Source organism: Cupriavidus sp. TMH.W2 (assembly GCF_050847365.1).
Lineage (GTDB): Bacteria > Pseudomonadota > Gammaproteobacteria > Burkholderiales > Burkholderiaceae > Cupriavidus.
In genome coordinates this window covers 1,149,149-1,161,473 of record NZ_CP193792.1, presented here as the reverse complement: position 1 = coordinate 1,161,473, position 12,325 = coordinate 1,149,149, and the positions used below count along the sequence as shown (strand labels likewise).

The 12,325-nt window shown below is 70.4% G+C and carries 9 protein-coding genes; 3 read left to right on the top strand and 6 right to left on the bottom strand.

Features of this window, described 5'->3' with window-relative positions; genetic code table 11:
• Positions 1-206: 206 nt before the first annotated feature.
• Complete coding sequence (locus tag ACREYQ_RS05430; RefSeq protein ID WP_432259742.1) at positions 207-713, bottom strand: gluconokinase; 507 nt, start codon at positions 711-713, stop codon at positions 207-209.
• Positions 714-912: 199 nt separating this feature from the next.
• Positions 913-2,808 (bottom strand): phosphogluconate dehydratase, encoded by a 1,896-nt coding sequence (edd, locus tag ACREYQ_RS05425; RefSeq protein WP_432259741.1) that lies wholly within the window; start codon positions 2,806-2,808, stop codon positions 913-915.
• A gap of 256 nt (positions 2,809-3,064) precedes the next feature.
• On the opposite strand from edd, the gene ACREYQ_RS05420 reads away from it, so the two are divergent.
• Complete coding sequence (locus ACREYQ_RS05420; protein WP_432259740.1) at positions 3,065-4,003, top strand: MurR/RpiR family transcriptional regulator; 939 nt, start codon at positions 3,065-3,067, stop codon at positions 4,001-4,003.
• A gap of 10 nt (positions 4,004-4,013) precedes the next feature.
• On the opposite strand, the gene ACREYQ_RS05415 is transcribed toward ACREYQ_RS05420, so the two are convergent.
• From ACREYQ_RS05415 to ACREYQ_RS05400, 4 genes are all read right to left on the bottom strand, one after another.
• Positions 4,014-6,428, bottom strand: a complete 2,415-nt coding sequence (locus tag ACREYQ_RS05415) for a DNA internalization-related competence protein ComEC/Rec2 (protein WP_432259739.1) — start codon at positions 6,426-6,428, stop codon at positions 4,014-4,016.
• Positions 6,429-6,499: 71 nt separating this feature from the next.
• The gene (locus tag ACREYQ_RS05410; RefSeq protein ID WP_432259738.1) at positions 6,500-7,360 is read right to left on the bottom strand and encodes a TatD family hydrolase; all 861 of its coding nucleotides are present in this window, start codon (positions 7,358-7,360) and stop codon (positions 6,500-6,502) included.
• Between the two features lie 13 nt (positions 7,361-7,373).
• Positions 7,374-8,114, bottom strand: a complete 741-nt coding sequence (lolD, locus tag ACREYQ_RS05405) for a lipoprotein-releasing ABC transporter ATP-binding protein LolD (protein ID WP_432259737.1) — start codon at positions 8,112-8,114, stop codon at positions 7,374-7,376.
• Entirely contained in the window at positions 8,107-9,357 is a 1,251-nt protein-coding gene (locus ACREYQ_RS05400) for a lipoprotein-releasing ABC transporter permease subunit (RefSeq protein ID WP_432259736.1), read from the bottom strand. The genes lolD and ACREYQ_RS05400 overlap by 8 nt, the downstream gene beginning before the upstream one ends.
• 80 nt (positions 9,358-9,437) lie before the next feature.
• Here ACREYQ_RS05400 and ACREYQ_RS05395 point away from each other — a divergent pair, with 80 nt between their 5' ends.
• Both ACREYQ_RS05395 and recJ read left to right on the top strand, forming a co-directional pair.
• Positions 9,438-10,547 (top strand): hypothetical protein, encoded by a 1,110-nt coding sequence (locus ACREYQ_RS05395; RefSeq protein ID WP_432259735.1) that lies wholly within the window; start codon positions 9,438-9,440, stop codon positions 10,545-10,547.
• A 55-nt stretch (positions 10,548-10,602) separates the two neighbouring features.
• Positions 10,603-12,300 (top strand): single-stranded-DNA-specific exonuclease RecJ, encoded by a 1,698-nt coding sequence (gene recJ / locus ACREYQ_RS05390; protein ID WP_432259734.1) that lies wholly within the window; start codon positions 10,603-10,605, stop codon positions 12,298-12,300.
• Positions 12,301-12,325 lie beyond the last annotated feature (25 nt).

Sequence of the window (12,325 nt, the reverse complement as noted above, 5' to 3'; positions counted from 1 at the left end):
GGTGTTGCCGTCGAGTCACTGGCCCTTTCAGCATACCCGTGCCGGCGAAAGCCGCAAGGTAACTAACCGGCACTGGTACGGGAAATGAACTAGCAAGATGCCTGCCAGGGCACGCACAAACGGCCGCCAGCGAGGCTGGCGGCCGTTTGTGCGAAGCGTGGGAACGCGCCGCCCCGAACGGTGCGCGGCGTCAGCAGGCCAGAGGGTCAGCGCGCCGCGCCGGCGCCTTGCGGCGCGGTGGCCTGCAGGATGGTGCCGACCAGCGCCTCGGGAGACTGCTGGATATCGAGCACCAGCGCATCGCTGGGTTCCTCCAGGGTATTGAACTGGCTTTGCAGCAGGTCGGCATTGAAGAAGTGATCGGTGCGCGCGGACAGGCGCCTGCCGATCAGCGACGGATCGCCCTTCATAAAGACAAAGGTCACGCCGCCGTCGGGCGGGGTCAGGCGGTCGCGGTAGGCCTGGCGCAGCGCCGAGCAGGTGAACACATGGGTGCGGCCTTCGGCCCGGGCCGTGTCGATGGCGGCGCGCATGGCGGCCAGCCAGGGCCAGCGGTCTTCGTCGGTCAGCGGGATGCCCGCGTGCATCTTGGCCTTGTTGGCGTCGCTGTGGAAGGCATCGGCGTCATCGAAGCCGCAGCCCAGGCGCTGCGCCAGCAGCTGGCCAACCGTGGTCTTGCCGCTGCCGGAAACGCCCATCAGGATATAAATCATGTCTGCTCCGTCGGTCTTGGTATCGGATGGTGTCGCCATCCTTGTCTGTACTTGCTTGTCCTGAACGTCGTTCCCGCGCATACCCAAGGGCACGTGGGCGGGAACCCGGTGACTTCTTCCCCGAAGGGGACGTGAAAGACGCTGGATTCCCGCCCACGCGCCCTTTGGATAAGCGCGGGAATGACGGAAGTGATTGAGGCTATTGTGCGACGGTTTGCGCCGCTGCGGCAGGAACGGAGGCGCCTGCGCCGGCTTCGGCATCCGCCTCGGACAGGTCGAGTGCGCTGCCGCCCTCTTCCGCGATGCGCGCATGGCGCCGGAACAGGCCGAACAGGCCGCGCCCCAGGCTGAACTGCGCGAAATCGTCGGCGGGCGCGGCGACCCGTTCGCGCGCGGCGAATTCGGCTTCGTCGCCCAGCCATTGCAGGGTGCCGGCGACGGCATCGACACGGATACGGTCGCCGTCGCGCACGCGCGCCAGCGCGCCGCCGGCCAGCGCCTCGGGGCCGACGTGGATCACCGCCGGCACCTTGCCCGACGCGCCCGACATGCGCCCGTCGGTCACCAGCGCCACCTTGTGGCCGGCGTCCTGCAGCGCGCCCAGCACCGGGGTCAGGCGGTGCAGCTCGGGCATGCCGTTGGCGTTCGGACCCTGGAAACGCACCACCGCGATCAGGTCGCCGGTCAGCTCCCCCGCATCGAAGGCAGCCTGCAATGCCTCCTGCGCATCGAACACCCGCACCGGCGCTTCCACCACGCGGTGCTCCGGCGCCACTGCCGAGACCTTGATCACGCCGCGGCCCAGGTTGCCCTGCATCAGCCGCAGCCCGCCCTCGGCGGAGAATGGCGCCGCGGCCGTCGCCAGCACCTGCGCGTCGCCGCTTTGCGCCGCGCCGTCGCGCCAGCGCAGCACGCCGTCGGCCATCACCGGCTCCTGCGCATAGCGGGCCAGCCCGGGGCCGGCCACGGTCTGCACGTCCTCGTGCAGCAGCCCCGCCTGCAGCAGTTCGCGGATGACGAAGCCGGCACCGCCCGCGGCATGGAAGTGGTTCACATCGGCCGAGCCGTTCGGGTAGACGCGCGCCAGCAGCGGCGTGATGCGCGACAGCAGGTCGAAATCGTTCCAGTCGATGACGATGCCCGCGGCGCGCGCCATCGCCACCAGGTGAATGGTGTGGTTGGTGGAGCCGCCGGTCGCCAGCAGGCCGACCATGGCATTGGCGATGGCGCGCTCGTCGACAATGCGCGCCAGCGGCAGGTACTCGTCGCCGCGCGCGCGCAGGGCGATCGCGCGCTGCGCCGCCGCGGCCGTCAGCGCGTCGCGCAGGCCGCTGTCCGGGTGCACGAAGGCCGCGCCCGGCAGGTGCAGGCCCATGATTTCCATCAGGAACTGGTTGCTGTTGGCGGTGCCGTAGAAGGTGCAGGTGCCGGCACCGTGATAGGCCTGGCATTCGGCTTCCAACAGCGCCTCGCGCCCGACCTGGCCAGTGGCGTAGAGCTGGCGCACGCGCGCTTTCTCCTTGTTGGGCAGGCCGCTGGCCATCGGGCCGGCCGGCACGAACACCATCGGCAGGTGGCCGAACTGCAGCGCGCCCATCAGCAGCCCGGGCACGATCTTGTCGCACACGCCCAGCATCAGCGCCGCATCGAAGGTGTTGTGCGACAGCGCCACCGCGGTGCCCATGGCAATCGCGTCGCGCGAGAACAGCGACAGCTCCATGCCCGGGTTGCCCTGCGTGATGCCGTCGCACATCGCCGGCACGCCGCCCGCCACCTGCGCCACCGCGCCCACCGCGCGCGCGGCCTCGCGGATCACGGCGGGGTAGCGCTCGTACGGCTGGTGCGCAGACAGCATGTCGTTGTACGCGGTGACGATGCCGAGATTGGGGGCATGGTCGACGCGCAGCTTCAGCTTGTCGTTGGCCGGCAGCGCGGCAAAGCCGTGCGCCAGGTTGGCGCACGACATGCCGCGCAGCGGCCCCAGTTCAGCCTGCGCGCGCTCGCAGCGGGCAAGATAGGCGGCACGGCTGGCGCGGCTGCGCGCAACGATGCGGTCGGTAACGGCCAGAAGCTCGGCATGGACAGCGGAAGGCATGGCTCAGACGTTCCTTGTGGGCTAGGTGGCGACGCGATAATGCCGCGCCATCGCTTGTAGATTTTCTACAGATTGCCACCATTATACCGAGCAGGATCGCGCCGTCGACCCGCTCATGCGTCACAATCGTGCAGAAACTCCCGAAATCAGGGCAAACCCCGAGGGCGGGCCACGCACCATTTCGGGCAAGATGCGACGCCATCCGATGTAGAATCTCTACATAGCCACAAACCCCGACCCCACAGCCCCCGCCGCCATGCGCGACCGAATCATTGCCGTCTACGACACGCTCCGCCCCTCTGAACGCCGCCTGGCCGACTATGTCGCACGGCACGGCGCCGCCGTGATCCGGCTGTCGATGCCTGAGCTGGCCGAGCGTGCCGGCGTGTCGCAGCCCACCATCGCGCGCTTCTGCGCGGCGCTGGGCTACGACGGCTTCCGCGAATTCAAGCTGCAGTTCGCGCAGAACCTCGGCGGCGGCACGCCCTTCGTGCACCAGGACGTCGCGGCCGACGACCGCCCAGCGGACATCGCCGGCAAGGTCTTCGACCGCACCATCGCCACGCTGATGAGCGTGCGCAATGCCCTGTCGGCCGACCAGATCGAGCATGGCATCCAGCTGCTCGCCGGCGCGCGCCGCATCGAGTTCTACGGCTGCGGCAACTCGGGCATCGTCGCGCTGGATATCCAGCACAAGTTCTTCCGCCTGGGCATGCCGACGGTCGCGTACTCGGACCCGCATGTGTTCAGCATGTCCGCCGCGCTGCTGGCCCGCGGCGACGTGGCCGTGCTGGTCTCCAACAGCGGCCGCACCTGGGACATGCTGACCGCCGCCACGCTGGCGCGCAGCAGCGGCGCCAGCGTGCTGGCGATCACGCACAGCGGCTCGCCGCTGGCGCGGCTGGCCGACGTCTGCGTGTTCTCCGACGTGGAGGAAGACAGCGAGGTCTACACGCCGATGACCTCGCGCATCAGCCACCTGGTGCTGGGCGACGTGCTGGCCGCTGGCGTGGCACTGGCGCGCGCGGACACCGTCGCGCCCCGCCTGCAGCGCGCCAAGGCGCATCTGCGCGAACGGCGCATCGCCGGAGCGGAACCGGCGCCGGCAAGAAGCCGCGCGACGACCAGGGCGACGCCGGAGCCGGCCGCCCCCGCGCCGGCAGCCACGCGCACGCGCCGCCGCAAGGGTAACTGACCCGAACGCCCTAGCGCGGCGCCGCCGGCCGCGCCCGCCAGTAGCGCGGCTGCGCCTGCCTGAACATCGACAGCGCGTACCCCGCAGGCGTGGTCGTCATGGTCACCGCTCCGGTTTCATCAGTCCGGTAGCGCAGCACGCCGGCGCGGCCGTAGCGCTCCCACACCTCGGCGCCCGGATGCCGATAGCGGTTGGCATGACCCAGCTGGAACACCGCCGCCGACGGTCCCACCGCCTCCACCCAGGCCTCGCCCGACGAGCTGCCGCTGCCGTGATGGGCCACCACCAGCACGTCGGCACGCAGCGCCTCGGCCGGCAGCCTGTCGATCAACGCACGCTCCTGCGCCAAGCCGATATCGCCGGTCAGCAGCAGGCTGTGCGCCGCCGCGTCCACGCGCAGCACGCAGCTGCGCGCATTGCTGGCCACGGCGGACTGCTGCGCCTCTTCGGCCAGCGGATGCAGCACGGTAAAGCGCACGCCGTCCCACTCCCATTGCTGCCCCGCCGCGCATGGCGGCCATTGACCTGCCTGCGCCCCAAGCAGGGCATGACCGACCGGCGCACCCGTGCTGCGCGCCGCCACGGCCACCGCCGTCTCAACGTCCGCCACGCCGCCGGCATGGTCGGTGTCTTCATGGCTGACCATCAGGTGGTCGAGCCGGCCGATCCCCTCGCCACGCAGCCACGGCACCACCACCTGCGCACCGGCGCTGGACCCAGACCCATAGGCTGGCCCGGCGTCATACAGCAACGCATGCGAACGCGTGCGCACCAGCACCGCCGTGCCCTGCCCCACGTCGAACATCGCCGCGCGGAACTGGCCATGCGCCACCGGCGGCCCGCGCGCCAGCAGCATCGGCAGCAATAGCAGCCCGCCGTGCAGGCGCACGCGCGCCGTGGCGACCGGCGCGACCAGCAGCCCGACCCCGAGCGCAGCCAGCACCAGGGCCAACGGCCCGGCACCGGCCGCTTCCCACATCGCCCACGGCAGCACGGATAGCCAGTCCAGCACGGCGGCCAGCACCACCATCGCCAGGTGGGCCACGGCCAATACCGGCATGGCAAGCATCATCGGCAAGGCCGCGCCGAGCAAGGCCAGCGGCGTCACCAGCAGGCTGACGACCGGAATCGCCACCGCATTGGCGAGCGGCGACACCACCGATACCTGTCCGAACAGCAGCAGTGTCAGCGGCACCAGCCCGATGGTTACGGCCCACTGCGTGCGCGCCCCGGTGGCGAGCGTGGCGCGCAGGCGTTGCCAACGCCCCGCCGCCACGGCATCCCGGCCCGGCCGGGCGGCGAAGAAGATCACCGCCACAGCGCCAAACGACAGCCAGAAGCCGGGCAGCATCACCGCCCACGGATCCAGCAGCAATGCCACCAGCGCCGCCCACGCCAGCACCACCGAGGCGGGCGGCGCGCGCGCGCCCCACACCGCAATGGCGGCCACGCAGAGCATGGCCACGGTGCGCAGCGCCGGGATCTGCATGCCGGCCAGCAAGCCGTACCCGAGCGCGCTGGCCACGGCCGCCACCAGCGCGGCCTGCCGGGCCGGCAGCCACAGCGGCAACGGCCGGCGCAGCCAGCGGCCGAGTCCGAACGACTGCCGCCACAGCAGCCCGGCAAGCGACGCCGCCATGCCGGCGATCATGGTGATATGGAGGCCCGAAATGGCCACCAGGTGACTGACGCCGGTGCGCCGGAACAGCTTCCAGTCGTCCGCCTCGATGCCGCGCTGGTCGCCGATGACCAGGGCGATCAGCACCGCGCCAAAGCGCGCATCGGCCGGCAGTGCCGCGCGCAGGTGATCGCGCACCGCGGCGCGCCGGGCTTCGATGCGCCACGCCAGCCGCTCTCCCGACGCATCCTGCGGGGGGGCCAGTGCACGGCGCACATAACCGGTGGCGCCATAGCCTTGCGCCAGCAGCCAGTAGGTGTAGTCGAAACCGAAAGGATTGGCGAGCCCGCGCGGCCGCCGCAGGCGGACCGTCAGCGTGAGACGCTGCCCGGGACGCAGGTCGGGCGGCGCACCACGCCAGTTGAGGATCACGCGGCGCGGCAGATGCTGGCCCGTTTCGCCCTGCTCCACGGTAAAGGCAAAACGCGTCCCGGCGGCGGCATCGGCCGGCAGGCCCGACACCACGCCGCGCACGTCGAGATCGCGCGCTTCCAGCGTCGTCGGCAGCCAGTCGCGCAGGCACAGTTCGGCCCGCCAGGCCGCCCAGCAGAAGGCGGCGCCGAATGCCAGAACGGCAAGCGCCGGGCCATATGGCACGACGTGCAGGCGCCTGCCCCACAAGGCCATGCCGAGCGTGACCAACGCCAGCACCACAGCGCCCAGGTGCAGGCCAACCTGCGGCGGCAGCGCTGACTGCTGCTGCAGCGTCCAGCATCCCGCCACGAACGCCAACACAAACCGACGCACGGTACCTCCCCGACCGAACTTGCATAGCCGGAGTTGTACCCGCGCCAACGCGCGGCAAGCTTGTCAGCCTGTCAAGAAGGATTGGAAGTTGTGTGTCCGGCGGGAATCCGCGGCGCCATGGTGTCCGCAAACGCTGCCAGCCGCGGCATCGCCTCCACGGCATTGCGCCAGGTCGCCTGCGCCAGCGTCATCGCATCGATGCCGCGCAATTCGCTCATCACACGCGCCACGCCCGCCACCTCCGCCGGCGTATTGCGCGCCTTGTGCTGTTCGCCGAACGGGTCGTCCGACAGCCACGCCGGCGCAATATCCGGCGCATCGGTTTCCAGCACCAGCGCTTCCAGCGGCAGTTCCGTCGCCAGCCGTCGGATCTGGCGCGCGCGGCTGAAGGTGACGTTGCCGCCGAAGCCCAGCTTCAGGCCCTGCTCGACAAAGCGCCGCGCCTGCTCGTCGCTGCCGTTGAAGGCATGAGCAATGCCGCGCTTCACGCCCAGCTTGCGCAGTTGCGCGCCAACCTGGTCCTGCGACTTGCGCACATGCAGCAGCACCGGCAGGTCGAACTCGCGCGCGATTTTCAGCTGCTCGATGTAGAGCCAGGTCTGGTGATCCGCATCCAGCCCGGCGACGAAGAAATCGAGCCCGATCTCGCCGATGCCGACAAAGCGTGGATCGCCCATGCTGGCCGCCACCTCGCGCCGCAGCGTGTCGAGGTCGGGCGGGCTGGCACCGGGCGAACACAGCGGATGGATGCCCAGCGCGTAGACGCAGCGCGCGTCCTGCTGCGCCAGCGCGCGCACCGCCTCGAAATTCCACACTGCCACCGCCGGCACCACCATGCCGCGCACGCCGGCAGCCTCGGCCGCGTCGGCGACCTGCTGGCGGTCAGCGTCGAACTCGCTGGCGTCGAGGTGGCAATGGGTGTCGATCCACATGGGCGCGGCCGGCTCAGCGTTCCTGGTGCAGGTGCCCGTCGCGCAGCCGCAGCACGCGGTCGCAGCGGCCGGCGAGGTCCAGGTCGTGGGTGACGATGACAAAGCTGGTGCCAAGCGTGCGCGACAGTTCCAGCATCAGGTCGTAGACGCCGCCGGCGGTGTGGTCGTCGAGGTTGCCGGTGGGTTCGTCGGCCAGCACGCAGGCGGGCTGGCCCACCAGCGCACGGGCGATGGCCACGCGCTGGCGCTCGCCGCCCGACAGTTCGCCCGGGCGGTGCCTGGCGCGCCCGCCCAGACCCACCCGCTCCAGCACGGCTTGCGCCGCGCCGCGCGCGTCATGCTGGGTCAGGCCGCGGATGCGCATCGGCATCGCCACATTGTCCAGCGCGGTGAATTCCGGCAGCAGGTGGTGGAACTGGTAGACAAAGCCCAGCGAGCGGTTGCGCACCACGTTGCGCTCGCGTTCGCGCAGCGAAGTGAAAGGCTTGCCGAGCAGCGCGACCCGGCCCGAGTCGGGCTCGTCGAGCCCGCCCAGCACATGCAGCAGCGTGCTCTTGCCCGAGCCGGAGGCGCCGACAATGGCAACCTTCTCGCCCGCATCGACGCGCACGTCGACGCCGCGCAGCACGTCCACGTCGAGTTCGCCCTGGCGGAAGCGCTTGGTGAGTCCTTCGGCCACCAGCACCGGCGAGCCGGTGCGCGGCTGGCCCGACGCGGGCGCGGGAGTATCGGCTTGCAGCACGGCCTCACTCATAGCGCAGCGCCTCCGCCGGGTTGACGCGGGCGGCACGCCAGCTGGGATAGAGCGTGGCCAGCGTGGCCAGCACGAAAGAGATGATGCCGATGGTGGCGATGTCGTTCACACGGGGATCCGAAGGCAGTTCGCTGATGAAATAGATGTCGCGCGGCAGGAACTGCACGTGCAGCACCCGCTCGATGAAAGGCACGATCACGTCGATATTGGTGGCGATCAGCGTGCCGCCGGCCACGCCCAGCACCGTGCCGATAAAGCCGATGGCCACGCCCTGCACGATAAAGATCTTCATGATCGAGCCCGGCTGCGCGCCCATGGTGCGCAGGATGGCGATATCGGCCTGCTTGTCGGTGACGGTCATCACCAGCGTGGACACCAGGTTGAATGCGGCCACTGCGATGATCAGCGTCAGGATGATGAACATCATGCGCTTCTCGGTCTGCACCGCGGCAAACCAGTTGCGGTTTTGCTTGGACCAGTCGCGCAGGTAGAGCTCGCCCGAGAGGGTGCCGGCCAGCTCCTGCGCCACCTGCGGCGCGCGCTGCATGTCCTGCAGCTTCAGGCGCACGCCGGTGGGGCCGCTCAGGCGGAACAGGGTCTCGGCGTCATGCATGTTGATCAGCGCCAGCGCGCTGTCGAACTCGAAATGCCCGGACGAGAACACGCCCACCACGGTGAACTGCTTGAGCCGCGGCAGCACGCCCGCCGGCGTGATGGTGCCCTGCGGCGCCACCAGCGTGACCTTGTCGCCGACCTGCACGCCCATGGCGTTGGCCAGCTCGTTGCCCAGCGCGATGCCGAAGCCGCCCGGCTCCAGCGCGGTCATGCTGCCGGACCGGAACTGGCTGCCGATGTCGGAGACCTTGGGCTCCTGCGACGGCTCCACGCCGCGCAGCAGCACGCCGCGCACGGCGTCCTCGCGGGTCAGCATGGCCTGGGCCGCCACATAGGGCGCGGCACCGACCACTTCCTTGTTCTGCAAGGCCTCGGCCGCAGTCTTCTGCCAGTCTGGCAGCGCCGACGGGCCGATCACCTCGATATGCGACAGCACCGACAGCATGCGGTCGCGCACCTCCTTCTGGAACCCGTTCATCACCGACAGCACCACGATCAGCGCGGCCACGCCGAGGGCGATCCCCAGCATCGAGATCATCGAGATGAAGGAAATGAAGGTGTTGCGGCTGGCGCGCTTGCTGGCGCGGGTATATCGCCAGCCGATCTGCCATTCGTAGGGAAAGTTCAAGAGGATTCCTGTTGTTTCGGGAAAGCGCCGGCGCCCGGTGGAGGTGCGCCGGCCAGCCGGGAGTTTACAATCTCGCCACCATGATGACGCACCTGACCCTGATTGTGCCCTTTTCCGTCCCGCCGGGCGCCGGCGACGACGGCCGGGACGATGTCGTTCCCGGCGCCCTGCTGCGGCAATTGGAGCTGCCGGCGCTCGGAAAGTTGCTGACCCGGGCCGCGCCCGGCCCGCGCGAGCGGCACGACGACCCCTTCCTGCGCAGCCTGCCGCAGGAGCGCTGGCTCGCCGGCAAGGCGGGGCTGGACACGGCCCGGGTGCCTCTGGCGCCCTATATGCGGCTGGCCGACCGTGGCGGCGCCGTCCCGGCCGCCCCCGACGGACAGTCCTGGACCTGCCTGCAGCCGGTGCACATCCACGCCGCGCGCGATCACCTGGTGCTGATGCCGCCCGGCCAGCTGGGCATCCGGCAGCAGGAAGCCACGGCGCTGCGCGCCGCCGTCGACGCACTGCTGCAGGAATCCGGCATTGCGCTGGAGACGCCCTGCCCGCAGCGCTGGTACCTGCCCGAGGCCGTGTTCGGCCCGCTGGAGGCCACCACGCCGCTGCGCGCGGCGGGCCGCAATATCGATATCTGGATGCAGGCCGGCGAGCGCGCCCGCGACTGGCGCCGCCTACAGAACGAGATCCAGATGACCTGGTACGACCACCGTGTCAACCAGGCCCGCGAGGCCGCCGGCGAGGCGCCGGTCAACTCGGTCTGGCTGTATGGCGGCGGCATGCTGCAGCCGGTGCCGCGGCTGGCCGACACGGTGCTGAGCAACGATCCCTTCCTGAGCGGCCTGGCCCTGGCCGCCGGCAGCCGCGTGCTGCCGGTGCCCGCCGGTCTGGCCGGCAGCGCCGGGACGGAAGGCACGGTGCTGGCCATGCTCGACGGCGCCACCGAAGCGCATATCGCCGAAGACTGGGGCCTGTGGCTGGACCGCATGCATGCGCTGGATGCCGACTGGTTCGGCCCGGCGCTGGAAGCCCTGGCGGCCGGCCAGGTCGGCGCCATCACGCTGGTGCTGGGCGGCGAGAACCACTTTGCCGAGTTCACCGTGCGGCGCGCCGACCTGCGCAAGTTCTGGCGCGGCATGGGCCAGCGCGGCGACTGGCGCGCGCTGCTGTCCGACCTCGCCTATGCCGCCTGAAGCCGCCTGACACGCCGCCCCGCCCCCATCCGAAACATCACCTGCCGCCCCGCTCATGACCCGGATCGCCATCCGCCAGTATTCCCCCGAACACGCCAGCTCGCTGGCCGCCTCCGGCCTGCATCCCACGCTGGCCCGCATCCTGGCCGCGCGCGGCGTCGCGCGCGCCGCCGAGCTGGCGACCGACCTGCCCGAACTGGTGCCGCCCGCGGCGATGAAGGGCATCGGCCACGCCGCGGCCTACCTGGCCGACGCCATCGCCGCCGGCAAGCGCCTGCTGATCGTGGCCGACTATGACTGCGACGGCGCCACCGCCTGCGCGGTGGGCGTGCGCGGATTGCGCATGCTGGGCGCGCGGGTCGAGTACATCGTGCCGAACCGCTTCGAGTACGGCTACGGCCTGACTCCGGAAATCGTCGCGCTGGCGGCAAAGCAGCAGCCGGACGTGATCGTCACGGTCGACAACGGCATCGCCAGCGTCGACGGCGTGGCCGCGGCCAATGCGCTGGGCATCGACGTGGTGGTGACCGACCACCACCTGCCCGGCTCGGAACTGCCGCAGGCCGCGGTGATCGTCAACCCGAACCAGCCGGGCTGCGAATTCCCCAGCAAGAACCTGGCGGGCGTGGGCGTGATGTTCTACGTGCTGCTGGCGCTGCGCGCCGAGCTGCGCCAGCGCGGGGTCTACACGCAGGCGACCCAGCCGCCGCTGCAGACGCTGCTGGACCTGGTGGCGCTGGGCACGGTTGCCGACGTGGTCAGGCTGGACACCAACAACCGCATCCTGGTGGCGCAGGGCCTGCGCCGCATGCGCGCCGCACGGATGCAGCCGGGCGTGGCGGCGCTGTTCCGTGCCGCTGGGCGCGACGCATCGCGCGCCAATACCTTCGACCTGGGCTTCGGGCTGGGTCCGCGCCTGAACGCGGCCGGGCGGCTGGCGGACATGTCGCTGGGCATTGAATGCCTGCTGACCGACGATGCCAACCGCGCCTGGGAGATCGCGCAGGAGCTGGACAGCATGAACCGCGAGCGGCGCGATATCGAGGCCGGCATGCAGCAGGAGGCGCTGCAGATCCTGGAGCAGCCGCTGGCTGGCCCGGACCCGTCGGCACGCTTTACTGTCAGCGTATTCAACGACACCTGGCACCAGGGCGTGATCGGCATCGTGGCGTCGCGGCTGAAAGACAAGTTCCACCGCCCCACCATCACCTTTGCCCCCGGCGACGAGGCCACCGTCAAGGGCTCGGGCCGTTCGATCCCTGGCTTCCACCTGCGCGATGCGCTGGACCTGGTGTCCAAGCGCCATCCCGGCATGCTGCTCAAGTTCGGCGGCCATGCCATGGCGGCCGGGCTGACCGTGCGCGCCGAGCGCTTTGCCGAATTCCAGGAAGCCTTCGAGGCGGTCGGCCGCGAATGGCTGACCGACGACCAGCTGGCGCGCGTGATCGAGACCGACGGCGACATCGAGGACCAGTGCTTCAGCCCCGAATTCGTCACCCTGCTGGAGCAGCAGGTGTGGGGCCAGGGCTTCCCGGCGCCGACCTTCTGCGGCGAGTTCGACGTGCTGCGCCAGAGCGTGCTCAAGGGCAAGCACCTGAAGCTGCAGCTCGGGCGCGGCAGCCAGCGCTTCGACGCGATCTGGTTCAACCATGCCGACTCGCTCGGCGCCAGCGCCCAGGTGGCGTACCGGCTCGACAACAACACCTTCAATGGCGTCACCCGCGTGCAGCTGGTGATCGAGCACGCGCAGTAGCGTGCTCCCCGGGGGGCGATACGCC